The sequence below is a fragment of the Streptomyces sp. NPDC001663 genome (assembly GCF_042893105.1).
Lineage (GTDB): Bacteria > Actinomycetota > Actinomycetes > Streptomycetales > Streptomycetaceae > Streptomyces.
The window spans coordinates 287,774-309,541 of sequence record NZ_JBIAUR010000011.1 but is presented as its reverse complement, the minus strand read 5'-3'; the positions used below and the strand labels follow the sequence as shown (position 1 = coordinate 309,541).

Below are 21,768 nucleotides of genomic sequence, written 5' to 3'. Positions count from 1 at the left end.
AGAGGGCGGGTTGTAAAGAGATGGCAAAGTCCTGCGGTCCGGGAGACCGGGAGACGGCAGGAGCGCGCGGTCCGCCGGGCTGAGGGCAAATCGTGCCGACCCTGTGCGCGGGTGTTGAAGGAGCCTTGCGGCGGTTCTGGTCATGACGTAAGTACGTGAATCATGAACCTGTTCACCCGTGCTGCGTCCCTGCGCCGCCCGGCTCCCCCCACGGCACCCCAACTCCCCGACCACCCACCGGCGTTCGCCCGGCCCGACGGACCGGATCCCACGCTGGCGGCGCTGACCGGGGAGTGGCTGATCGACCCGGCGCACAGCCGCATCGGCTTCTCCGTCCGCCATGCCATGGTGACGACCGTGCGCGGCTCCTTCACGGAGTACGAGAGCCGCCTCTACTTCGACGGCCGCGACCCCGCCCGCTCACGGGCCGAGATCGTCCTGTCCACCGCGTCCGTCGACACCGGCGTGGAACAGCGCGACGCCCACCTGGTCCACCGCGACTTCCTGGACGTCGCGACATATCCGCGGATGCGCTTCGTCAGTACGGCGGTGCGTCCGGCCGGCAGCGACGTCTACGTCATGAACGGCGACCTCACCATCAAGGGCACCACCCGTCCCGTCGACCTGGAGCTGACCTACATCGGCCATGTCACCGACGCGTTCGGGGACGAGCGGGTGGGTTTCGACGGTACGACCACCATCAACCGTTCCGAGTGGGGCCTGACCTACAACTCGCGGCTGGCGGAGGGCGGGGCCATGGTGAGCGAGAAGGTACGTCTGCAGTTCGACATCGCCGCCATCCGCGCGATGCCCGGCCGCTGACGCCCGCCGTGTGTCGGGTCCGGACCGACCGCGCAGTCGACGCAGCCGTTGCATGACCGAGCGGATCCGACGAAGCTCGACGAGCAGAGGGAAAGGAGACGCCACCCATGTCACTCGCCCGCGTCCACAACTTCTCCATCTCGCTCGACGGCTTCGGCACCGGTGCGGATCTGAGCCGTGACGCGCCGTTCGGCCACGCCGGCGAACGGCTGCACGAGTGGATGTTCACCACCCGGTTCTGGCACGAGATGACCGGCAAGTCCGGCGGGACCGGCGGCCTCGACGACGCCTTCGCGCGGCGGTTCACGCCCGGGATCGGCGCCGAGATCATGGGCGCCGGGAAGTTCGGTCCGCCCGGATGGCACGAGGACCCGGAGTGGAAGGGATGGTGGGGGCCCAACCCGCCCTTCCACACACCGACCTTCGTCCTCACCCATCACCCGCGCCCGTCGATCGAGATGGAGGGCGGCACGACCTTCCACTTCCTCGACGCTTCGCCCGCCAAGGCGCTCGAGACGGCCCGCGAGGCTGCGGACGGCCAGGACGTACGCCTCGGCGGCGGGCCCGCCCTGATCCGTGACTTCCTTGCCGCCGGACTCATCGACCACATGCACGTCGTGGTGGTCCCGATCCTGCTCGGCCGGGGCGTACGCCTCTGGGACGGGCTGGAGGGCCTCGAGAAGGACTACGAGGTCGAGGCCACCTCCTCGCCCAGCGGTGTCACGCATGTGACGTTCACCCGCGTGGGTCTCTGAACCGCGCCGCCGGATCACAACCCCACGATCTTGTTCCACCTCTTGGCGAACTCCACCCGCTCCTTGGAGGTGATGTCCCGCGCGATGGCGAGCCGGCTGCGCATCTTCGTGTCGGGGAAGATCAGCGGGTTGTCCGCGAGGGCCGCGGTGTCCTTGTCCTTCGAGGAGGCGAGGACGTCCTGGGCGGCCGGGACCGGGCAGACGTAGTTGACCCAGGCGGCGAGTTCGGCGGCGACCTCGGGCTCGTAGTAGTAGTCGACGAGCCGCTCGGCGTTGCGCTTGTGCAGGGCGCGGTCCGGGATCATCAGGGAGTCCGACCACAGCTCCGCGCCCTCCTCGGGGACGACGAAGCGGATGTCGGGGTTGTCGGCCTGGAGCTGGATGACATCGCCGGAGTACGCCTGACAGGCCAGGACGTCACCGCTGACCAGGTCCTTGGTGTAGTCGTTGCCGGTGAAGCGGCGGATCTGCCCGTTGCTGACGTACTTCTCGACCTGGTCGCAGACCCTGTCGAAGTCGGCGGCCGTCCACCGGGTGATGTCGACGCCGTTGCCCTGCATCAGCAGCGCGAACGCCTCGTCCAGACCGGACAGCAGGGTCACCCGGCCCTTGAGATCGCTCGCCCACAGGTCGGACACGTGCCGGATCTCGCGGCCGAGCTTCTTGCGGTTGTACGCGATACCGGTGATGCCCGACTGCCACGGCACCGAGTACTTGCGGCCCGGGTCGAAGGCGGGCGAACGCAGCTGCGGATCAAGGTACTTGGCCACGTTCGGCTGCTTCGCCCGGTCCATCTCCTGGACCCAGCCCAGCCGTACGAACCGCGCGCACATCCAGTCGCTCATGACGATCAGGTCCCGGCCGGTCTGCTGATGGTTCATCAGGGCGGGGCTGATCTTGCCGAAGAACTCGTCGTTGTCGTTGATCTCCTCGGTGTACTTGACGGAGATCCCCGTGCGCTTCTCGAAGGCCTCGAGGGTGGGCCGCCGGTTCGGGTTGTCGTCATCGGTGTCGATGTACAACGGCCAGTTCGCCCAGGTCAGCCGCTTGTCGCTGGCGGACAGATCGGCGACGGCACGCTGTCCGGGCTGCACATACGCGGCGTGCACCCCGCAGCCGGCCAGGCCGCCGACCGCCGCGCCCCCGCCCAGCGCGCGCAGCAGGGACCGGCGGGAGAGCGAGGGGGTCTTCGGTGTGAGGGGCATTGACGCAGCATGCCGCGCTTGCCTGTGACCCCACAATCGACGCAGCGTCGAGTGCGTCCGTGCAGTCCGGACACCTTGTCGAGCAGGCCGATCGGGCCGTGGGCGGGGTCAGTCGGGCCGTACGGCTGCGACCGCCGCCCGCGGCAGTGGCGTACCGGGCAGCGGGCCGGCCGGAGGCAGGCCGACCTCCACCACCAGCCCACCCGTCGGCCGGGTCCGCGCCCGCACCCGGCCGCCGTGCGCGGCGACGACGGCGGCGACGATGGACATGCCGAGACCGAGCCCGTCGCGCTCGGGGCCCCTCCCGCTCGGGCGAATTCGAGAGTGGGGGAGGACGCGATCGGGTCCGAGACGCCGGAAGGGCTGGAAGAGTCCGGCCGCCTGGTCCGCCGGGATCACCGGCCCGCTGTTCTCGATCCGCAGCCCGGGGCACCCCGCCGCGTCCACCCCCGTCCAGACCGTCACCCAACCCCCCTCCCCCGCCGGGAGGTTGTGGCGTACGGCGTTCTCGGTGAGGTTGACGACCAGCCGCTCGATCAGCTGCGGATCACCGAGCACCGGCGCCGGCTCCAGCCGGGCCTCGACCCGGAACCCGACGTCCCGGCACCCGACGTCCTGACACCCGGCCTCCGGCAGCCACTCCCGCACGATCGCCGTCAGATCGACGAACTCCCGCTGCTCCAGCCCGCGTTGACTGCGCGCCAGGGTCAACAGGGCGTCGATCAGCCGCTCCTGTTCCTGCCCGGCCGCCCGTACCCTGCCGAGCGCGGCCCGCAGGGACTCCGCGGACGCGTCGGGGTCGGCGAGGGTGACGTCCACGATGGTCTGCTGGAGCGTCAGCGGGGTGCGCAGCTCGTGGGAGGCGTTGGCGACGAACTGCTTCTGCGCCTCGAACGCGCCCTCCAGCCGGGCCAGTACGTCGTCGAAGGTGTCCGCCATCGCCTTCAGCTCGTCGTCGGGGCCGGGCACGGCGAGCCGTTCGTGCAGGTTGTCGGCGGAGATCCGGCGCGCGGTACGGGTCATCGTGCGCAGCGGCAGCAGCACCCGGCCGGCCATCAGCCAACCGAGGGCGAGGGAGGCCAGCGCCATCACCGCGAGGGCCACCACGGCATAGACGAACAGGTTGTGGAGCTGGTCCCGGCGGATGATCTCGGCGACGGCGCTGACGGTCGCCGGAGCGGCCGGGGTGGCGCTCTCGTCCGGCAGACCGGGCCCCTCGACCGAGGTGATGCTCCGCCCTCCCGCGACGGAGCTCGCGGCGAGGAAGTAGACGATGCCCAGCAGCACCGCGCCGGCCACCACGAACAGGGCGCTGTACAGGAGCGTGAGCCGCCACCGGATGCTGCGCGGGAACAACCCTACGAGCCCGTGCCCTGTCATCGGATCCGGTACCCGGCCCGGTCCACCGTCTCGATCAACGGCGGCTCCCCCAGCTTGCGCCGCAACCGGCTGACGGTGACCTTCACGGTCTGGCTGAACGGATCCGCGGCCTCGTCCCATGCCCGCTCCAGCAGCTCCTCGGTGGACACGACCGCCCCCTGCGCGCCGAGCAGCAGCTCCAGCACCGCGAACTCCTTGGGGCTGAGCGGCAGCCTGGATCCGTCCCGCATCGCCTCCCGCCGCGCCGGGTCCAGCCGCAGCTCCCCCCGCACCAGAACCGGCGGCAACGCGGGCTGCGCACGGCGCGCCAACGCCCGTATCCGAGCGACGAGTTCGGCGAAGGCGAAGGGCTTGGCCAGATAGTCGTCGGCCCCCAGCCCCAGCCCCGCGACCCGGTCGGCCACGGTCCCCGAAGCGGTCAACATCAACACCCGCGCCCGACTGCCACCGGTGGCCAGCCGCCGGCAGACCTGATCGCCGTGCACACCGGGCAGATCCCGATCGAGCACGACGACGTCGTACCCGTTGACCTCGGCGCGCTCCAGGGCAGTCGGCCCGTCCAGCGCGAGGTCGACCGCCATCCCCTCCCGCCGCAGCCCCGCGGCCACGGTCTCGGCGAGCTCTTCGTGGTCCTCGACCACCAGCACACGCATGGCCTCGAGTGTGGCGGCCGACCGGTTACACGCACATAAGCCCGACCGTTCCGCTGCTGTAACCGCCTACGGAGTTGCCTGGGCACCGTCAGCGAAAAGCGCCTCACCACAGGAGGTATCCATGCGTGCTCTGGCGACCCGGCCGAAGCAGCTCGCCGTCGGCATCGCCGTCCTCACGGCCGCCGTCCTCGGCACGGTCAGCGCGTCGGCCGCACAGGCGTCCGGACCGTCGACCGCGAAGCCCCGGCACACCACCGAGTCCAAGCCCCTGAAGGTGAAGCCCGGGGGCTTCGCCGTGGCCTACCAGCCGACCTCGAACGCCCCTGCCGACCTCAACTCCGCGAACGACGACTTCGCGGCCTGCATGCGCGACGAGGGGCAGACGGTCTTCCCGCGCTTCCACGCCTCGAAGGACGAGGAGGGCCACGTCCGCCTGGAGGTGAAGATCACCGGGGCCTTCGACCCGACGACCGCGGCCTACAAGAAGGCCATGAAGGAATGCGGCCCGATCCTCGAAAAGGTCGGCATCACGCTCCCGAAGCCCGGCCACCCGCTCCCGGCCCCCGACCCGGCGAAGGGCCCCGGCGAGGGCGGCTCCACCCGCATCGAACCGGGCAAGCCCGGCAGCCCGGACCTGCCGTCACTGACCAGCAGCATCAAGACCGCCTGACCACGGCGGAGGGGGAACACCGTGGCCCCGGACGGGTCAACTCCCGTCCGGGGCCACGGTTGCGTCGTGGTGCTCAGGCGTCCAGCGACGTCATCACGTGCTTGATCCGCGTGTAGTCGTCGAACCCGTACGCCGACAGATCCTTGCCGTACCCGGACTTCTTGAACCCGCCGTGCGGCATCTCCGCGACCAGCGGAATGTGCGTGTTGATCCACACGCACCCGAAGTCCAGCTTCTTGGACATCCGCATCGCTCGCCCGTGGTCCTTGGTCCACACCGAGGAGGCGAGCGCGTACTCGACGCCGTTGGCCCACTCCACCGCCTGCTCCTCGTCCGAGAAGGACTGGACGGTGATGACCGGTCCGAAGACCTCCTTCTGGATGATCTCGTCGTCCTGCTTCAGGCCGGACACGACGGTCGGTGCGTAGAAGTACCCCTTCTCACCGACCTGGTGACCACCGGCCTCGACCTTGGCGTGGGCGGGCAGCCGCTCGATGAAGCCGGACACCTGCTTCAGCTGGTTGGGGTTGTTCAGCGGCCCGTACAGCACGTCCTCGTCGTCCGGCTGCCCGGTCTTGGTGTCGGCGGCGGCCTTGGCGAGAGCCCGTACGAACTCGTCGTGGATGCCCTCCTGCACCAGTACGCGCGTGGCCGCCGTACAGTCCTGCCCGGCGTTGAAGAAGCCCGCCACGGAGATGTCCTCCACGGCCTTGGCGATGTCCGTGTCGTCGAAGACGACGACCGGCGCCTTGCCGCCCAGCTCCAGGTGAACCCGCTTGAGGTCCTTGGACGCCGACTCGGCGACCGACATACCGGCCCGCACCGAACCGGTGATGGAGGCCATCGCCGGAGTCGGGTGCTCGACCATCAGCCGGCCGGTGTCACGGTCACCGGTGATGACGTTGAAGACACCCTTGGGCAGGATCGCGCCCATGATCTCGGCGATCAGGACGGTCGAGGCCGGGGTGGTGTCCGACGGCTTCAGCACGACCGTGTTGCCCGCCGCGATCGCCGGCGCGAACTTCCATACGGCCATCATCATCGGGTAGTTCCACGGCGCGACCTGCGCGCAGACGCCGACCGGCTCGCGGCGGATGATCGAGGTCATGCCGTCCATGTACTCGCCGGCGCTGCGCCCCTCCAGCATCCGGGCCGCGCCCGCGAAGAAGCGGATCTGGTCGACCATGGGCGGGATCTCCTCGGACCGCGTGAGCCCGATCGGCTTGCCCGTGTTCTCGACCTCGGCCGCGACGAGTTCCTCGGCCCGCTCCTCGAACGCGTCCGCGATCTTCAGCAGGGCCTTCTGACGCTCGGCCGGGGTCGAGTCGCGCCAGGCCGGGAAGGCCGCGGCGGCCGCGGCCATGGCGGCATCCACGTCCGCCTGACCCGACAGCGGCGCGGTCGCGTACGCCTCGCCCGTAGCGGGGTTGACCACCTCGGTGGTCCGCCCGTCGGCGGCGTCCCGGAACTCACCGTCGATGTAGTTGCGCAGACGACGCAGCTCGGTGCTCACTGCCGGCCCTCCAAGTTCGAGTGGATCCAACGTGTCCATTGGCTGAGACACCCACAGTAATGCGATCGCCCACGTTTTCAACACCCCTGGTCGCGTCAAGGCTGCGAAATCCGCAAGTCTCAGTCGCGTAAACAACGAATTTCATTGGTCCGCCCTTGCGGAACCGCCGAGACCTCGTGCACAGTGAGCTCGTGGCCAGTCGAAGCGCAGAGCACAGGGACTCCCGCGAGTCCAGGAACGGCACTCCTCATCTGGATGCCGTCTCCCTCGCCATCATCGAGCAGCTCCAGGAGGACGGCCGCCGGCCGTACGCCGCGATCGGCAAGGCCGTCGGCCTGTCCGAGGCGGCCGTGCGCCAGCGCGTCCAGAAGCTGCTCGACCAGGGCGTGATGCAGATCGTCGCCGTCACGGACCCGCTCACCGTGGGCTTCCGCCGGCAGGCGATGGTGGGCATCAACGTCGAGGGCGACGTGGAGAAGATCGCCGAGGCGCTGACGGACATGTCGGAAGTCGAGTACGTGGTGATGACCGCGGGCTCGTTCGACATCCTCGCCGAGATCGTCTGCGAGGACGACGACCACCTGCTGGACGTCATCAACAAACGCATCCGGGCGCTGCCCGGAGTGCGCTCCACCGAAAGCTTCGTCTATCTGAAGCTGAAGAAGCAGACCTACATGTGGGGAACCCGATAACCGTGAGCCAGAAGGACCTCAGCAAGACCGCGTACGACCACCTGTGGATGCACTTCACCCGCATGTCCTCGTACGAGAACTCCCCCGTCCCGACCATCGTCCGGGGCGAGGGCACCTACATCTACGACGACAAGGGCAAGCGCTACCTCGACGGTCTCGCGGGCCTGTTCGTGGTCCAGGCGGGCCACGGGCGCGTGGAGCTCGCCGAGGCGGCCTTCAAGCAGGCGCAGGAGCTGGCGTTCTTCCCGGTGTGGTCCTACGCCCACCCGAAGGCCGTGGAGCTGGCGGAGCGCCTCGCGGACCACGCGCCCGGCGACCTGAACAAGGTCTTCTTCACCACCGGCGGCGGCGAGGCCGTCGAGACCGCCTGGAAGCTGGCCAAGCAGTACTTCAAGCTGACGGGCAAGCCCACCAAGTACAAGGTCATCTCCCGCGCGGTCGCCTACCACGGCACCCCGCAGGGCGCCCTGTCGATCACCGGCCTGCCGGGCCTGAAGGCCCCGTTCGAGCCACTGGTCCCGGGCGCGCACAAGGTCCCGAACACCAACATCTACCGCGCCCCGCTCTTCGGCGACGACCCGGAGGCCTTCGGCCGCTGGGCCGCCGACCAGATCGAGCAGCAGATCCTCTTCGAGGGCCCGGACACGGTCGCCGCGGTCTTCCTGGAGCCGGTCCAGAACGCGGGCGGCTGCTTCCCGCCCCCGCCCGGCTACTTCCAGCGGGTGCGCGAGATCTGCGACAAGTACGACGTGCTGCTGGTCTCGGACGAGGTCATCTGCGCCTTCGGCCGCCTCGGCACGATGTTCGCCTGCGACAAGTTCGACTACGTCCCGGACATGATCACCTGCGCCAAGGGCATGACCTCGGGCTACTCCCCGATCGGCGCGTGCATCATCTCCGACCGGCTCGCCGAGCCGTTCTACAAGGGCGACAACACCTTCCTGCACGGCTACACCTTCGGCGGCCACCCGGTCTCCGCGGCGGTGGGCCTCGCCAACCTCGACCTCTTCGAGCGCGAGAACCTCAACCAGCACGTGCTCGACAACGAGGGCGCGTTCCGCGCGACCCTGGAGAAGCTGCACGACCTCCCGATCGTCGGCGACGTCCGCGGCAACGGCTTCTTCTACGGCATCGAGCTCGTGAAGGACAAGGCGACGAAGGAGTCCTTCAACGAGGAGGAGACCGAGCGCGTCCTCTACGGCTTCCTCTCCAAGGCCCTGTACGACAACGGCCTGTACTGCCGTGCCGACGACCGCGGCGACCCGGTCGTCCAGCTCGCCCCGCCGCTGATCTCCAACCAGGACACGTTCGACGAGATCGAGCAGATCCTGCGCGCGACGCTGACGGAGGCATGGACGAAGCTCTGATCCGCCAAGGGGATCCATCTGTGGATCTTCCTCTCGGATGATCAACACCGGCCCTGGTGCCGCCCGTTCGAGTGAGAAACGGGCGCCCGGGGCCGTGTGCTGTCCGGCCCGACCACCTGAACTGCCTAGCGTGCCGAGTGACCGATCAGCCCTGCCTTCGTTCCCCCGCACGGGGGATGGCACGGCAACAAACGGATCTGAACCGAGGTGTACGCGGATGGTGGCCCCGCCGGACAACGACGTGCTCTGGGCACGCACCCTGCACTTCCAGCACAGCGACGGCTCCCCCGCGCTCAGCGGCGTCTCGCTGGGCGTCCAGGAGGGCGAGATCCTCGCCGTCAGCGGCCCGCGCGGCAGCGGCAAGACGACCCTGCTGCGCTGTCTGTCCGGGCTGGTGGCGGCCCAGCGCGGCGAGGTCTGGTTCAACAGCGTGCCGATCCACACCATGGGCTCCCTGACCCGGGAGCGCCTGCGCCGCGACCGCTTCGGCTGGATCGACCCGGCCCCCGTGCTCGTGCCCGAGCTGAACTCCTGGGAGAACGCCGCCCTTCCGCTGATGCTGCGCGGCACCAGCCGCCGCCGCGCGAAGACGGCCGCCCTGGAGTGGCTGGAGCGCCTCGACGTCGGTGACAAGGCCCGCAAGCGGCCGCACGAGCTGGTGCAGGCCGAGCGGCAGCGCGTGTCCATCGCCCGCGCCCTCGCCCCGTCCCCGACCGTCCTGTTCGCCGACGAGCCGACGGCCCCGCTGCACCGCGCCGACCGCGCCCACGTCCTGCGCACGCTCACCACGGCGGCCCGCTCGCACGGCATCACGGTCGTCCTGGCCACCCACGACGCGGAGACCGCGGCCCTCGCCGACCGCACGGTGTCACTGCTGGACGGACGCCGGGTGCGCACCGTCCACCTGCCCCCGGTCACCGAGACGGAAGGCCGGGCCGCGTGCTCGCTCTCCGTCTGACCCGCGGCGCCCACCCGGCCGTCCACCTTCGCCGCCTGCTGGTGGCGACGGCCTCGGCGGGCACGGGCTTCCTCCTGCTCAGCGCCCTCGGCTACGCGATGGGCCACGCCGACAACCCCGGCGGCTCGGTCCTGCGCCTCGCCTGGTGCCTCACGCCCCTGGCCGCCACCGTCCACCTCGCGGTGGCGGTGGCCCGCACCGACCCGGCCACGAAACCCCGCTCCGGCCTCGCGGCCATCGGCCTGGGCCCGACCCGTCTCATGACGATCTCGGCCGCCACCACGGCCCTGTCCTGCGCGCTGGGTTCGCTGCTGGCCCTGCTCCTCTTCCTCCAGCTCCGCGGCGACCTCACGGGCCTGCCGTTCGACGGAGCGGCGGCCGAGTTCCTCGCCGCGGACCAGCCCTTGCCACTGCCGGCGGCCCTGACCCTGCTGTCCGTCCTCCCGGCGCTCGCGTCGGTGACGGTGGCAGTGGTCCTACGACCGCGGGACGCGCGGACGGTCGCCGCCCACGTGGCGCACTCCTACGGCCGCTTCGGCGCGTACCGCAGGTCGGTGACGCGCGAGACCTTCGGCGCGTACGGCCGCTTCGGGGCGCGTTGGCCGGGACGCAGCCGCACGGCCAGTACCACGGACAGTCCGGCCCCTGGGGCCCGACCCGTCGTGGCTGCGGACGACCGCGCCCCCGAGGCCGCAGCCACCCCGAAGGCGGACGCCACCCCACCGGCGACGGCGACGGCGAACGCAACCCACCCCATGACACCGGCCGCGGACATCGCCCCGACCGACCGCGCCGCAGCTGAGGTCCCGGACACCGACCCGACCCACCACGCCACAGCCCCGGCCCCGCACACCGACCCGACCGACCACGGAACGGCACTGGTCCCGGACACCGCCCCGACGGACCGCGCCACAACTCCGCTCCCGGACACCGCCCCGACCGAGCACGCCACAACTCCGGCCCCGCACACCACCCCGACCGACCACGCCACAGCCCCAGCCCCGCACACCGCCCCGACCGACCGCGGAACGGCACTGGTCCCGGACCCCGCCCCGGTCGATCCCGACCCCACCCGCCCGCCAGCCCCCCGCGAGGCCCCCGCCGGGCTCCCCTGGGGCACGGCCCTCCTCGCCGCGGGACTTGCCGTGGAGACCTACGCCGGCCGTACGACGAGCGACCCCGGCGCCGCTCTGCCCGGCGGTCTGCCGACCGGCGCCCCCATGGTCCTGGCCGGCTGGGCGCTGATCGTCCTGGGTCTGGCTCTGGCCGGTCCCGGACTGACCCACCTGTGCGGCCGTCTCCTGCAGTCCGCCCGGCCCGGCGCCCTGCGTCTGCTCGCGGGCCGCGTCCTGATGGAGGAGGCCACCCGCATCGGCCGCCCGCTGGGTGTCGTCTGCGCGGTGGGCTCCGGCGCGTACGCCATGACCGCGCTGCACGACACACCCTCGCCCTCCTTCGGCCCGCTCAGCACCCTCGGCACGCTCCTCGTCACCGGCTGCACCCTGGCGACGCTGCTCACCGCCGCCGTGGAGGCCAGGCAGGCCCGGGCCGACACCACGGCCGCCCTGCTGCGCCTGGGCGCCCCCAGCACGATGCTGCGCAGCGCCGCCGCCCTGCGTGCCGGTGCGCTGCTGGCCCTGTTCGGTCCGCTGACCCTGGTCGTGGCCGAGCTCGCGGCGCTGCCGCTGGCCCGCTGAAAACCCGCACGAACAATTTTCCCGGCGGCCGATGAGTTCCGCACCGGCTCCGGGTCTACCCCGTCGAACGAACCGGATCCGATGGGAGAGACCCCGCATGTACCAGCAGATGATCTTCGTGAACCTGGCCACCAACGACGTCGACGCGTCGAAGAAGTTCTTCACGGAGCTCGGCTACACGATCAACCCGCAGTTCAGCACGGACGACTGCGCCTGTGTCGTGATCAGCGACACCATCATCGCGATGCTGCTCAGCAAGCAGCGGTACGCCGACTTCACGAAGAAGGAGATCGCGGACTCGACGAAGACCAGCGAGACCCTGCTCTGTCTGAGCGCCGAGAGCCGCGAGAAGGTCGACGAGCTGGTCGACAAGGCGATCGCGGCGGGCGGCACGGGCAACGAGGACGCCGTCGACCACGGCTACATGTACGGCCGTTCCTTCGACGACCTCGACGGCCACAGCTGGGAGGTCATGTGGATGGACCCGGCGGCGGTCCAGGGCTGAGCGAAGAGGGTGCCTAGCATGGGCCCGTGCAGACGAGCCCGGCCCATGCGGCCCATCACGACGAGCGCGAGATCGAGACGCTCGAGGACTTCGACGCGACCGTGTCGGCCCGCGGCACTCTCGCCGGCTATCGAGTGCAGGCCGTCGATCTGACGGACCGTACAAGGGAGTTGCTCACCACCGACACCGCGCGGGCCGTCTTCCTCGGCTGCCCGATGCGCGAGGACGCGGCCGCGAAGGTCCGCGCCGACGGCGCCCTGGTCTTCCCGCCCGTCCCGGATCTCCCGTTCGACCCGTACCGCGGGCACCTCTACCAGCCCGACGAGCTGTTCGCCTCGCTGGAGAAGGGGTACGAGCAGACGCCGGACGCGCTCGCCTACGCCTGGTTCCAGCAGACCAAGGCCGACGGCGACATATACGCCTCGATGCTGCGCGCCGTGCACGACGACTCCGTCTCCGACGCACTCGACGAACTCCTGCGCGGGGCACGGGTGGTGGGCGTCATGGGCGGCCACGCGATGAAGCGCGGCACGGAGGCGTACGCCGGTGCGGCACGTCTCGGCCGCGAGCTCAGCCGCGCGGGCTTCACGGTGGCCACCGGCGGCGGCCCGGGTGCGATGGAGGCGGCGAACCTGGGCGCGTACACAGCGCCGTACGACGACGCCATGCTGGAAGAAGCCTGCGAACTGCTGGCCGAGGCACCGTCGTTCACCCCCTCGATCACCGAGTGGGCGCAAGCCGCCTTCGAGGTGCGCAGCCGCTGGCCGAAGGGCAACCACTCGATCGGCATCCCCACCTGGTTCTACGGCCACGAGCCGCCGAACCCCTTCGCCTCGCACATCGCCAAGTACTTCGCCAACGCCACCCGCGAGGACGGCCTGCTGGCCCGCTCCAACGCGGGCGTGGTGTTCCTGCCGGGCGCCGCCGGCACCGTACAGGAGATCTTCGACAACGCGACGCCGAACTATTACGAGTCACGGGGCGAGCCGACGCCCATGGTTCTCGTCGACCGGGAGCACTGGACGCGGAAGCTGCCCACGTGGCCCCTCTTGCAGTCTCTCGCCCGGGAACGGTCCATGGAGTCCCGTATCGCCCTCGTTGACCGGATCGAGGAGGCTCCTGAGGCGCTGAAACGTCTCGGGAGTTAATAAGAGCGTAAAGCCAACGCTCCTGCTGGGCTGACGGATTGACACTCCTTATCGAACGCTTATAAACCTGTGAGACTCCTGGGGACGGTGATGCCTCACCTCGCCGTCGCCACAGTTGACCGCCAACCCCCCGCAGTTGTGCATCCCGTGAAGGGCAAACGTGTCCATAACTCGCCGCACCGCACGTCGTTCCGTGCAGATCCTCGGCGTCGCCGCCGCCTCCTCCGCGCTCGCCCTGAGCGCCGCGGGCAGCGCGCTCGCCTGCAACATCAGTGAGTTCTCCGCCGAAGCCAAGTGCGACGGCAGCAAGGGCGTCATCACCGTCACCGACCAGGACGCCTCCGGTACGCCGGCGACGATCACCGTGTTCCTCGAGAGCAACGGCGCCGACGCCAAGCAGATCGGTGAGCAGGACGTCACCGGTTCCCGCGAGGGCGTCACCGTCACCTTCGACGAGGACTGGTCGCCGAACGCCGAGTACCGCGTCCACGTCACGGCCGGGAAGGACAAGGACCACCCGATCGTCGACAAGGACATCACGCCGAACCTGACGACCCCGTCCGAGGGCTGCTCGAAGGACGAGTCGACCCCGCCGGCCACCCCGTCGCCGTCGGAGTCCGCCTCGACCCCGGCCGAGGAGTCCCCGACCCCGTCGGCCTCGGAGAGCAGCTCCGCCCCGGCGAGCACCTCGAGCAACGCGCCGTCCCCGGCGGCCGGTGACTCGAACCTCGCCGAGACCGGTGCGAACTCCAACACCGGTCTGATCGCCGGTATCGCGGGCGCGCTGGTCGTCGTGGGCGGCGGCGCCGTCTTCTTCGGCATGCGCCGTCGCGGGGCGAACAGCGGCCGCTGACGCCTCACTTCGCAACACGCTGTGGCCCGTCCCCGTATCCCCTGGGGACGGGCCACGGTCGTTCATCCGAAGGTCGCCCGCTCCAGCCAGAACTCCAGCAGCTCGCGCTCGCCGAGGACCTCCAGCTCCGGGCTGTCCAGCGGCAGTCGGCGGTAGAAGGCGAGGAGTACGGGGGTGAGGGGCCCGCGCAGGGCGACGGTCGCCCTGTCGTGACCGCGGCGCCAGACCACCCCGTCCTCGGTGAGCTCGACCAGCCACTCGGCGTTCAGTTCGGGGCCGGTGTCGGTGGCATGCAGATGGATGCTGCGGCCGGGGCCGCGCAGCTCCCCCTCCGCCTCGTGCGGGTGGTTGCGCTGGGCCCATTGCACGAGCTGCAGCCATTCGTCGACGGCATCGGCGGCCACCTCGGGTGCGACGTCGTACGGCATCCCGGCCGCGAGCACGGCGTCCGCACGGTGGACGGTGATCTCGTGGGTCATACGGCGGGCCCAGAAGCCGGCGCTCAGGTTCCCGGCCCAGGCCCACACCTCGGCGTCCGGCCCCGCCTCCCGCAGCGCGCCGACGACCTGCCGGCCGGTCTCCGCGAGCCACGCGTCCAGCGCCGCGGCGTCGCCCTGCGCCTCCGGGCCGCCGACGAGAGGGATCTCCTCGTCCGGGATGTTCTTCTGCGCCCGGGTCCTGACCAGCGCCTCCACCCAGCGCAGTGCGCCGCCCATGTGCCGCACGAGCTCTTCCAGCGACCAGTCCGGGCAGGTCGGCACGGTCGCGGACAGATCGGTGCCGGAGGTCACCACGGCCCTCAACTGCTCGACCTGACGGGCGATTTCATCGCAGTAGCGGTCATACGTCAGCAGGGTCATGCCGTCACCCTAGGGTGCGGTCAATCACCCCAGCACGACAATTTCGGCCCCGTCGAACTCCACCCCGACCTCGTCCCCGATCCGTGGAGCGTCCCGCAGCGCACACGCCGCCTCCAGCCGCGGCGCGTCCTCGGGCTGCAGATGTACGGCGACATGGGTGCCCTTGAAGGTACGTGCGGCGACCGTGCAGCGCAGGCCCTCGTCGGCGGGGACGAGCCGGACCCCGGCGGGCCGTACGAGGAGCGTGCGGGTGCCCTGAGGGGCCTCCTCGGGGACCGGAACCTTGCCCCAGGGGGTGTCCGCGGCCTCCCCGCTCACCGTCCCCTCGACCACGTTGTCGAAGCCGAGGAAGCGGGCCACGAACTCGTCCGCGGGCCGCTGCCACACCTCGAGCGGCGTACCGGACTGGGCGATCCGCCCGTCCCGCATCACCACGACCCGGTCGGCGAGCGCGAAGGCCTCGCCCTGGTCGTGCGTCACGGCGAGCACAGTGGTGCCCAACTGCCCGAACAGCTCCCGGAGTTCGACGACGAGCCGCTCCCGAAGCGAGCGGTCGAGCTGGCCGAGCGGCTCGTCGAGCATCAGCAGCCGGGGGCGGGGCGCGAGCGCGCGGGCCAGCGCCACGCGCTGCTGCTCACCGCCGGAGAGCGCGGCGACGGCCCGGCGGGCGGCACCCGGCAGCCCGACCAGGTCCAGCAACTCGCGTACGCGCTCCGCTTGCTGAGGGCGCGACGCCCCGTGCATCCGCAGCCCGAACGCGACGTTCCCGCCCACGTCCCGCTGCGGGAACAGCTGATGATCCTGGAACATCAGGCCCACGCCGCGCTTGTGCGCGGGCACGCCGGCCTGGTCCCGTCCGTCGAGCAACACCCGCCCGCCGTCCAGGGGTTGGAGCCCCGCGACCGCCCGCAGCAGTGTCGACTTGCCGCTGCCGCTCGGCCCGAGCACGCACACCACCTCGTGCTCGGCGACATCGAGGCCGACGGCGTCGAGCACGGCCCGCCCGCCGAACCGCACGGTCGCGCCCTCAAGGCTCAGCAGCATCTAGAACTCCCCGGTCCGGTCGGTACGGAGCCGCTCGAGCACCAGCAGCGCCACCGCGCACACCACCATCAGAATCGTCGAAAGGGCCATCGCCTGGCCGTAGTTGAGATCACCGGGCCGACCCAGCAGCCGCGCCACCGCGACCGGCAGCGTCGGGTTGTCGGGCCGCGCGATGAACACGGTCGCCCCGAACTCCCCCAGCGACACCGCGAACGCGAACCCGGCGGCGACCAGCAGCGCCCGCCGCACCATCGGCAGGTCGACCTCCCGCCACACCCGCCACGGCGACGCCCCGAGCACGGTCGCCGCCTCCCTGAGCCGCGCGTCCACCGCTCGCAGCACGGGCAGCATGGTCCGTACGACGAAGGGGACGCCCACCAGCGCCTGCGCGAGCGGCACCAGGATCCATGAACTCCTCAGGTCCAGCGGCGGCTTGTCCAGCGCGATGAGGAACCCGAAGCCGACCGTCACCGCGGAGACGCCGAGCGGCAGCATCAGCAGCGCGTCGAAGCCGCGGACCAGCCGGCCCGCGTCCCGGCGGGTCAGGGCCGCGGCGGCGAGACCGCCGATCACCACGGCGACGGCGGTCGCGGCGAGGGCGTACTGGAGCGAGTTGCCGATGGCCTCGATCGGCGGCACGAGGAAGGTACCGCCGTCGTCGCGCGTCAACGCCCGGTAGTAGCCGAAGCCGGGGGCGTCGAGGGACCTCTGCACCAGCACGGCCAGCGGCAGCACGAGCAGCACGAGGACGGTGGCGAGGACACCGGCGAGCAGCCCCCACTCCCTCGCCCCGCGCGGCCGCCGCGCCGTGACGTTCGCGTCCACCAGCCGCAGGGCGGTCTCCCGCCGCCGTACGGTCGAGGCGTGTACGGCGAGGATCGCGCCGACCGCCACGAACTGGACGATGGTGAGGACCGCGGCCGTGGAGAGGTCGAAGATCTCCGACGTCTGCCGGTAGATCTCGACCTCCAGCGTCGAGAACGTCGGCCCGCCGAGGATCTGCACCACGCCGAAGGACGTGAAGGTGAAGAGGAAGACCATCAGCGCGGCGGCCGCCACGGCGGGCGCGAGGGCGGGCAGGGTCACCTTCCGCCAGGCCCTGAGCGGCGAGGCACCCAGCATCCGCGCCGCCTCCTCCTGCCGCGGGTCCAGCTGGCCCCAGAGCCCGCCGACGGTCCGTACGACGACGGCGTAGTTGAAGAAGACGTGCGCGAGCAGGATGGCCCAGACGGTCGTGTCGAGCCGTACGCCCCACAACTCGTCGAGCAGTCCCCCGCGTCCGACGAGCGCCAGGAAAGCCGTACCGACGACGACGGTCGGCAGCACGAACGGGACGGTGACGACGGCCCGCAGCACCTGCTTGCCGGGGAACTCGAAGCGCGCGAAGACGTACGCGCCGGGGAGCGCGATCAGCAGCGTGAGCGCGGTGGAGGCGAGCGCCTGCCAGGTGGTGAACCACAGCACGTGCCGGATGTCGGACTGCGTGACGACGTCCGCGATCCGCCCGAACTGCCATACCCCGTCGACCTTGAGCCCGCGCGCCACGATCGCGGCGACGGGCCAGGCGAAGAAGACGCCGAAGAACACGACGGGCACGGCCATGAGCCCGAGCCGCGTCGCGTTCCCCGAACGCCGTTTCCGGACGGCCGCTTCGGCCGCTTCGGCTACTTCAGTACGAGTGACGTCCACGACTTGACCCACTGGTCACGGTTGGCGGCGATCTTGTCGGGCGCCATGGTCTCGGGGTCCTTGGCCTGCGGCCCGTACTTCACGAACTCGGCCGGCACCTGAGCGGCCTCGCGCACCGGGTAGACGAACATGTTCAGCGGCATGTCGTCCTGGAACTCCTTGGTGAGCAGGAAGTCGATGAACGCCTTGCCCCCCTTGCTGTTCTTGGCGTTGCTGAGCAGCCCCGCGTACTCGATCTGCCGGAAGCAGGTCCCGTACGACACCCCGGTCGGCGCGGTCTTCGGCTTCGGGTCGCCGTAGATGACCTCGGCGGGCGGCGAGGAGGCGTAGGAGACGACGAGCGGCCGGTCGGCCTTGGCCTTCTTGCCGCCCGCGGACCCGGAGAACTCCTCGTTGTAGGCCTGCTCCCAGCCGTCGACGACCTTCACGCCGTTCGCCTTGAGCTTCTTCCAGTAGCCCTCCCAGCCGTCGTCGCCGTACTTCGCGGCGCTGCCGAGCAGGAAGCCGAGGCCGGGCGAGGAGGTGGAGGCGTTCTCGGTGACGAGGAGGTTCTTGTACGCCGGCTTGATCAGATCGTCGAACGACTGCGGCGGGGTCAGCTTGTGCTTGCTGAAGTACGCCTTGTCGTAGTTGACGCAGATGTCTCCGGAGTCGATCGGCGTGACCCGGTGCTTGGCCTGATCGACGCGGTACTGCGGCAGGACCAGATCGGAGCCCTTCGCCTCGTACGACTGGAAGAGCCCGTTGTCGAGCGCCCGCGACAGCAGGGTGTTGTCGACGCCGAAGAAGACGTCGCCCTGCGGGTTGTCCTTGGTGAGGATGGCCTTGTTGACGGCCTGCCCCGCGTCGCCGTCCTTGAGGACGTGGACCTTGTAGCCGGACTGCTTCTCGAAGTCCGCGAGGACGCTCTTCGAGACGGCCCACGAGTCGTGGCTGACGAGGGTGACGGTCTTGGAGTCGCCGGAGCCCTCACTGCCGGACGACGACCCGCACGCGGACAGCGTGATCAGGCCAAGGCCGACGGCCGCGGCCACGAACGTCTTGGTGTGCACTGAATTCCTCCTGGGTGACCAGGAAGAGACGCGGCCCCGCCCGGGACCGCCGGAGGATTCCGCCGGCTCCCGGGCAGGGCGCAACAGCTTGAGTGATGACCGAACTTCCTACCCAGAATGACCTGGGCAAGGTTCAGAGGGTCTGCGGACTCTCCCGCACTCTCAGCGCTGTGGCGCTCCCCTGTCGGAATATGAAGATGTACGTACGGGCTCAGATTACCGCTCGGTGGCCGCGAGCTGACCGCAGGCCCCGTCGATCTCCTGACCACGGGTGTCCCGGACGGTCACCGGCACCCCGTGCGCCGCGATGGCCTCGACGAACGCCTTCTCGTCCTCGGGCCGCGAGGCGGTCCACTTGGACCCGGGCGTCGGGTTGAGCGGGATGAGATTGACGTGCACGGGCTTGCCGCGCAGCAGCCGCCCGAGCCGGTCACCGCGCCAGGCCTGGTCGTTGATGTCCCGGATCAGCGCGTACTCGATCGACAACCGCCGCCCGCTCTTCTCCACGTACTCGAACCCGGCGTCGAGCACCTCGCGCACCTTCCACCGCGTGTTGACGGGGACGAGGGTGTCGCGCAGCTCGTCGTCGGGTGCGTGCAGCGAGATCGCGAGCCGGCACTTGAAGCCCTCGTCGGCGAACCGGTGGATGGCGGGCACAAGCCCGACGGTCGACACGGTGATGCCACGCTGCGAGAGCCCGAGCCCGTCCGGCGCGGGGTCGGTGAGCGAGCGGATGGCCGTGACGACCCGCTTGTAGTTCGCGAGGGGCTCGCCCATGCCCATGAACACGATGTTGGACAGCCGGGCCGGCCCGCCCGGGACCTCCCCGTCCCGCAGCGCCCGCATCCCGTCGACGATCTGGTGCACGATCTCGGCGGAGGACAGGTTCCGGTCCAGCCCCGCCTGCCCGGTGGCGCAGAACGGGCAGTTCATCCCGCACCCCGCCTGCGAGCTGATGCACATGGTCACCCGGTCCGGATAACGCATGAGCACCGACTCGACGAGCGTCCCGTCGAACAACCGCCACAGCGTCTTGCGGGTGGTGCCCTCGTCGGTCGACAGATGCCGTACGACGCTCATCAGCTCGGGCAGCAGCGCCTCGCGCAGCTTCTCCCGCGAACCGGCCGGGATGTCGGTCCACTCCGCCGGGTCGTGCGCGTACCGCGCGAAGTAGTGCTGCGAGAGCTGCTTGGCACGAAACGGCTTCTCCCCGATCTCGGACATGACGTCCTTACGCTCGGCAGGCGTGAGATCGGCAAGGTGCCGCGGCGGCTTCTTGGCTCCGCGGGGGGCGACGAAAGTGAGTTCTCCGGGCTTAGGCATGGCTGTACCAGTGTCGCAGATCGCCGCTAATGCCATTCCCAGTGGTGAGTGCGCACCGCCGCATCGCTGCCGGACGCCTCATCCGTGGCGAATGCCGAGGTGGGAAGGCCGGGGACGTCCGCGGCGACCGTGTGCAGGAGGTATCGCGTCGGCAGACCCGGAAAGGACGGCGAGTCGACCTGCTCGACGGTCGTGGAGACCGGCTCGGTGGCGACCCTCACGTACCGCGCCTCCACCCGGAGCTCTTCGGCCACGCACCGAAGCGCCCCGGCGACAGCCGTCTCCCCCGGCTTCAGCTTCTCCGTGGGCGGGGAGTTCCTCTCGCGTACGGCCCCGGTGGCCATGAGCTGCCTGACCTCGGTCAGCTGCTTGCCGTCCGCTTCGATCCGCACACTGACCACGGCGACCTGCCGCAGGGGCGGATCCTCCGAGAGCCATGACTCACCGGACGCGATCTCCCGCCACAGGCTCGTGACCGGCTTGCTGCCGTCACGGCCCCACGCGTCGAACGGGATTCCGTGCCGGGTCAGCCATGCCTGGAGTTCGCTCAGGCTGTCCACGCGGACAGGCTCGTGCATCCGGGCCCCCCTCAGTGACGGTGTAGCGGGCTACACCACGGATCGGGGTGATGGTTCCCTCGTGGCCGCACCCGCACGCCGGGATCGTGGTCGGCACAGGGCACAGCACCACCAGAGCCTTCCAGAAGGGGACCGTCCATGGCCGCCAACCGCCGACGCCGCCGTACCACCACCCTCGCCACCGCCGTGGCAGCCGCCGCGCTGACCGCCGGACTCGTCACCGGCTGCGACCCCGACGACGTGGACAACTCGCTGGACTGCGTGCAGAACTACGACACGATCGCCGACAGCCTGAAGGCGATCCACGAGGCCGGGCAGGCCGCGGCGAGCGACCCCTCGCGGACCGACGAGTCCATCGACACGATCGAGAAGAACCTCGACAAGATCGATGCCAAGTCCGACGACAGCAAGGTCGACAAGGCGGTGAAGAACCTGAACCAAGCCGTCGCCGACTACAACAAGGCCGTCCTGAACGGCGAGAACCCGGACTCCACCCAGATCGACAGGGCGGCCGACGAGCTGAAGGACGTCTGCACCTCGTAGCCGCCGGCTAGGCGGTGGTGTGCTCCAGCTTGTCCTTGAGCAGCTGCTCGTTGCGCGGCATCTCCTTGCGGACCTGGGGGCGGACGACGAGGGGCAGCAGGACCTTGCCGAGACCGTGTCCCTCGAAGTCGAGCTCCATGGTCACGCGGGCACGGCGGCCGTCGTCGATGGGCTCCACCTCGCCGTGGAAGTTGCCCCTGATGGGACCGTCGATGCCACGCAGCCCCCAGCTGTGCGGCGGGTCGTACTCGGTGAACTCCATGGTCATCGGCATCTCGCGGCGCCCGACCCGCCGGGTGACCCGGACTCGGGAACCTGTGTGGAGCGGACCCTCGTCGAGCAGCTCCGCGGAGACCGCGCTCAGCTGCCACTCCGGCAGGTGGGCGGGGTCGATCACATACGCGTAGACGTCTTCCGCGGTGCGGTCGACGTCGATCGATTCTCGGATGACTGACATGGTG

The 21,768-nt window shown here is 70.3% G+C and carries 22 protein-coding genes and 1 riboswitch; of the genes, 11 read left to right on the top strand and 11 right to left on the bottom strand.

The annotated features are described in order from the left end of the window. Positions 1-162: 162 nt before the first annotated feature. The gene (locus tag ACFY1L_RS33650; protein ID WP_388832525.1) at positions 163-822 is read left to right on the top strand and encodes a YceI family protein; all 660 of its coding nucleotides are present in this window, start codon (positions 163-165) and stop codon (positions 820-822) included. Positions 823-929: 107 nt separating this feature from the next. Then, positions 930-1,577, top strand: coding sequence for a dihydrofolate reductase family protein (locus tag ACFY1L_RS33645; protein ID WP_388832522.1), 648 nt, complete (start codon positions 930-932; stop codon positions 1,575-1,577). 14 nt (positions 1,578-1,591) lie between these two features. Here ACFY1L_RS33645 and ACFY1L_RS33640 read toward each other — a convergent pair whose 3' ends face one another. The 3 genes from ACFY1L_RS33640 to ACFY1L_RS33630 form a co-directional block, all read right to left on the bottom strand. After that, a complete protein-coding gene (locus tag ACFY1L_RS33640) occupies positions 1,592-2,782 on the bottom strand; it encodes a spermidine/putrescine ABC transporter substrate-binding protein (protein ID WP_388832519.1) in 1,191 nt (396 codons plus the stop codon). A gap of 108 nt (positions 2,783-2,890) precedes the next feature. Further along, complete coding sequence (locus ACFY1L_RS33635) at positions 2,891-4,162, bottom strand: sensor histidine kinase (protein WP_388832516.1); 1,272 nt, start codon at positions 4,160-4,162, stop codon at positions 2,891-2,893. After that, positions 4,159-4,815: a response regulator transcription factor gene (locus tag ACFY1L_RS33630; RefSeq protein ID WP_388832513.1), complete on the bottom strand. Its 657-nt coding sequence runs from the start codon at positions 4,813-4,815 to the stop codon at positions 4,159-4,161. The genes ACFY1L_RS33635 and ACFY1L_RS33630 overlap by 4 nt, the downstream gene beginning before the upstream one ends. Positions 4,816-4,936: 121 nt before the next feature. Here ACFY1L_RS33630 and ACFY1L_RS33625 point away from each other — a divergent pair, with 121 nt between their 5' ends. Continuing rightward, the gene (locus ACFY1L_RS33625; RefSeq protein WP_388832510.1) at positions 4,937-5,485 is read left to right on the top strand and encodes a hypothetical protein; all 549 of its coding nucleotides are present in this window, start codon (positions 4,937-4,939) and stop codon (positions 5,483-5,485) included. 73 nt (positions 5,486-5,558) lie between these two features. On the opposite strand, the gene ACFY1L_RS33620 is transcribed toward ACFY1L_RS33625, so the two are convergent. Next, the gene (locus tag ACFY1L_RS33620; protein WP_388832507.1) at positions 5,559-6,998 is read right to left on the bottom strand and encodes a gamma-aminobutyraldehyde dehydrogenase; all 1,440 of its coding nucleotides are present in this window, start codon (positions 6,996-6,998) and stop codon (positions 5,559-5,561) included. A gap of 176 nt (positions 6,999-7,174) precedes the next feature. On the opposite strand from ACFY1L_RS33620, the gene ACFY1L_RS33615 reads away from it, so the two are divergent. The 7 genes from ACFY1L_RS33615 to ACFY1L_RS33585 all read left to right on the top strand — a co-directional run bounded on the left by ACFY1L_RS33615 (position 7,175) and on the right by ACFY1L_RS33585 (position 14,218). Beyond that, the gene (locus ACFY1L_RS33615) at positions 7,175-7,690 is read left to right on the top strand and encodes an Lrp/AsnC family transcriptional regulator (RefSeq protein WP_388832504.1); all 516 of its coding nucleotides are present in this window, start codon (positions 7,175-7,177) and stop codon (positions 7,688-7,690) included. Beyond that, a complete protein-coding gene (locus tag ACFY1L_RS33610) occupies positions 7,675-9,057 on the top strand; it encodes an aspartate aminotransferase family protein (protein WP_388832501.1) in 1,383 nt (460 codons plus the stop codon). The genes ACFY1L_RS33615 and ACFY1L_RS33610 overlap by 16 nt, the downstream gene beginning before the upstream one ends. A 217-nt stretch (positions 9,058-9,274) precedes the next feature. After that, a complete protein-coding gene (locus tag ACFY1L_RS33605) occupies positions 9,275-10,015 on the top strand; it encodes an ABC transporter ATP-binding protein (RefSeq protein WP_388832498.1) in 741 nt (246 codons plus the stop codon). After that, positions 9,997-11,712, top strand: a complete 1,716-nt coding sequence (locus ACFY1L_RS33600) for a hypothetical protein (protein WP_388832495.1) — start codon at positions 9,997-9,999, stop codon at positions 11,710-11,712. Before ACFY1L_RS33605 ends, ACFY1L_RS33600 begins: the two co-directional genes overlap by 19 nt. A gap of 97 nt (positions 11,713-11,809) precedes the next feature. Beyond that, entirely contained in the window at positions 11,810-12,217 is a 408-nt protein-coding gene (locus tag ACFY1L_RS33595) for a VOC family protein (protein ID WP_388832493.1), read from the top strand. Between the two features lie 26 nt (positions 12,218-12,243). Next, a complete protein-coding gene (locus ACFY1L_RS33590; RefSeq protein WP_388832490.1) occupies positions 12,244-13,365 on the top strand; it encodes an LOG family protein in 1,122 nt (373 codons plus the stop codon). A gap of 160 nt (positions 13,366-13,525) precedes the next feature. Further along, positions 13,526-14,218 (top strand): LAETG motif-containing sortase-dependent surface protein, encoded by a 693-nt coding sequence (locus ACFY1L_RS33585; protein ID WP_388832487.1) that lies wholly within the window; start codon positions 13,526-13,528, stop codon positions 14,216-14,218. A 62-nt stretch (positions 14,219-14,280) separates the two neighbouring features. Here ACFY1L_RS33585 and ACFY1L_RS33580 read toward each other — a convergent pair whose 3' ends face one another. From ACFY1L_RS33580 to ACFY1L_RS33555, 6 genes are all read right to left on the bottom strand, one after another. Next, a complete protein-coding gene (locus ACFY1L_RS33580; RefSeq protein WP_388832484.1) occupies positions 14,281-15,078 on the bottom strand; it encodes a maleylpyruvate isomerase family mycothiol-dependent enzyme in 798 nt (265 codons plus the stop codon). Between the two features lie 24 nt (positions 15,079-15,102). Beyond that, positions 15,103-16,122: an ABC transporter ATP-binding protein gene (locus tag ACFY1L_RS33575; RefSeq protein WP_388832481.1), complete on the bottom strand. Its 1,020-nt coding sequence runs from the start codon at positions 16,120-16,122 to the stop codon at positions 15,103-15,105. Then, positions 16,123-17,724 carry an ABC transporter permease gene (locus ACFY1L_RS33570; RefSeq protein WP_388832478.1) on the bottom strand — a complete coding sequence of 534 codons (1,602 nt, stop codon included), beginning with the start codon at positions 17,722-17,724 and terminating at the stop codon, positions 16,123-16,125. A 62-nt stretch (positions 17,725-17,786) separates the two neighbouring features. Further along, on the bottom strand, positions 17,787-18,863 hold the full coding sequence (locus ACFY1L_RS33565; RefSeq protein WP_388832475.1) for a thiamine ABC transporter substrate binding subunit: 1,077 nt from the start codon (positions 18,861-18,863) through the stop codon (positions 17,787-17,789). Between the two features lie 87 nt (positions 18,864-18,950). After that, positions 18,951-19,056, bottom strand: a riboswitch (TPP riboswitch). 23 nt (positions 19,057-19,079) lie between these two features. Continuing rightward, a complete protein-coding gene (rlmN, locus tag ACFY1L_RS33560) occupies positions 19,080-20,186 on the bottom strand; it encodes a 23S rRNA (adenine(2503)-C(2))-methyltransferase RlmN (protein ID WP_388832472.1) in 1,107 nt (368 codons plus the stop codon). Positions 20,187-20,212: 26 nt separating this feature from the next. Next, on the bottom strand, positions 20,213-20,764 hold the full coding sequence (locus ACFY1L_RS33555) for an NUDIX domain-containing protein (RefSeq protein WP_351326011.1): 552 nt from the start codon (positions 20,762-20,764) through the stop codon (positions 20,213-20,215). A 138-nt stretch (positions 20,765-20,902) separates the two neighbouring features. Here ACFY1L_RS33555 and ACFY1L_RS33550 point away from each other — a divergent pair, with 138 nt between their 5' ends. Further along, on the top strand, positions 20,903-21,307 hold the full coding sequence (locus ACFY1L_RS33550; protein WP_351326009.1) for a hypothetical protein: 405 nt from the start codon (positions 20,903-20,905) through the stop codon (positions 21,305-21,307). A 7-nt stretch (positions 21,308-21,314) separates the two neighbouring features. On the opposite strand, the gene ACFY1L_RS33545 is transcribed toward ACFY1L_RS33550, so the two are convergent. Then, entirely contained in the window at positions 21,315-21,764 is a 450-nt protein-coding gene (locus ACFY1L_RS33545) for an SRPBCC family protein (RefSeq protein WP_351326007.1), read from the bottom strand. Between the last annotated feature and the right edge of the window lie 4 nt (positions 21,765-21,768).

Excerpts from the sequence above, each read along its gene's own strand:
- ACFY1L_RS33650 (WP_388832525.1), top strand. The coding sequence starts at position 163 with ATGAACCTGTTCACCCGTGCTGCGTCCCTGCGCCGCCCGGCTCCCCCC.
- ACFY1L_RS33645 (WP_388832522.1), top strand. The coding sequence starts at position 930 with ATGTCACTCGCCCGCGTCCACAACTTCTCCATCTCGCTCGACGGCTTC.
- ACFY1L_RS33640 (WP_388832519.1), bottom strand. The coding sequence starts at position 2,782 with ATGCCCCTCACACCGAAGACCCCCTCGCTCTCCCGCCGGTCCCTGCTG.
- ACFY1L_RS33635 (WP_388832516.1), bottom strand. The coding sequence starts at position 4,162 with ATGACAGGGCACGGGCTCGTAGGGTTGTTCCCGCGCAGCATCCGGTGG.
- ACFY1L_RS33630 (WP_388832513.1), bottom strand. The coding sequence starts at position 4,815 with ATGCGTGTGCTGGTGGTCGAGGACCACGAAGAGCTCGCCGAGACCGTG.
- ACFY1L_RS33625 (WP_388832510.1), top strand. The coding sequence starts at position 4,937 with ATGCGTGCTCTGGCGACCCGGCCGAAGCAGCTCGCCGTCGGCATCGCC.
- ACFY1L_RS33605 (WP_388832498.1), top strand. The coding sequence starts at position 9,275 with ATGGTGGCCCCGCCGGACAACGACGTGCTCTGGGCACGCACCCTGCAC.
- ACFY1L_RS33595 (WP_388832493.1), top strand. The coding sequence starts at position 11,810 with ATGTACCAGCAGATGATCTTCGTGAACCTGGCCACCAACGACGTCGAC.
- ACFY1L_RS33580 (WP_388832484.1), bottom strand. The coding sequence starts at position 15,078 with ATGACCCTGCTGACGTATGACCGCTACTGCGATGAAATCGCCCGTCAG.
- ACFY1L_RS33575 (WP_388832481.1), bottom strand. The coding sequence starts at position 16,122 with ATGCTGCTGAGCCTTGAGGGCGCGACCGTGCGGTTCGGCGGGCGGGCC.
- ACFY1L_RS33570 (WP_388832478.1), bottom strand. The coding sequence starts at position 17,724 with ATGGCCGTGCCCGTCGTGTTCTTCGGCGTCTTCTTCGCCTGGCCCGTC.
- rlmN (WP_388832472.1), bottom strand. The coding sequence starts at position 20,186 with ATGCCTAAGCCCGGAGAACTCACTTTCGTCGCCCCCCGCGGAGCCAAG.
- ACFY1L_RS33555 (WP_351326011.1), bottom strand. The coding sequence starts at position 20,764 with ATGCACGAGCCTGTCCGCGTGGACAGCCTGAGCGAACTCCAGGCATGG.
- ACFY1L_RS33550 (WP_351326009.1), top strand. The coding sequence starts at position 20,903 with ATGGCCGCCAACCGCCGACGCCGCCGTACCACCACCCTCGCCACCGCC.
- ACFY1L_RS33545 (WP_351326007.1), bottom strand. The coding sequence starts at position 21,764 with ATGTCAGTCATCCGAGAATCGATCGACGTCGACCGCACCGCGGAAGAC.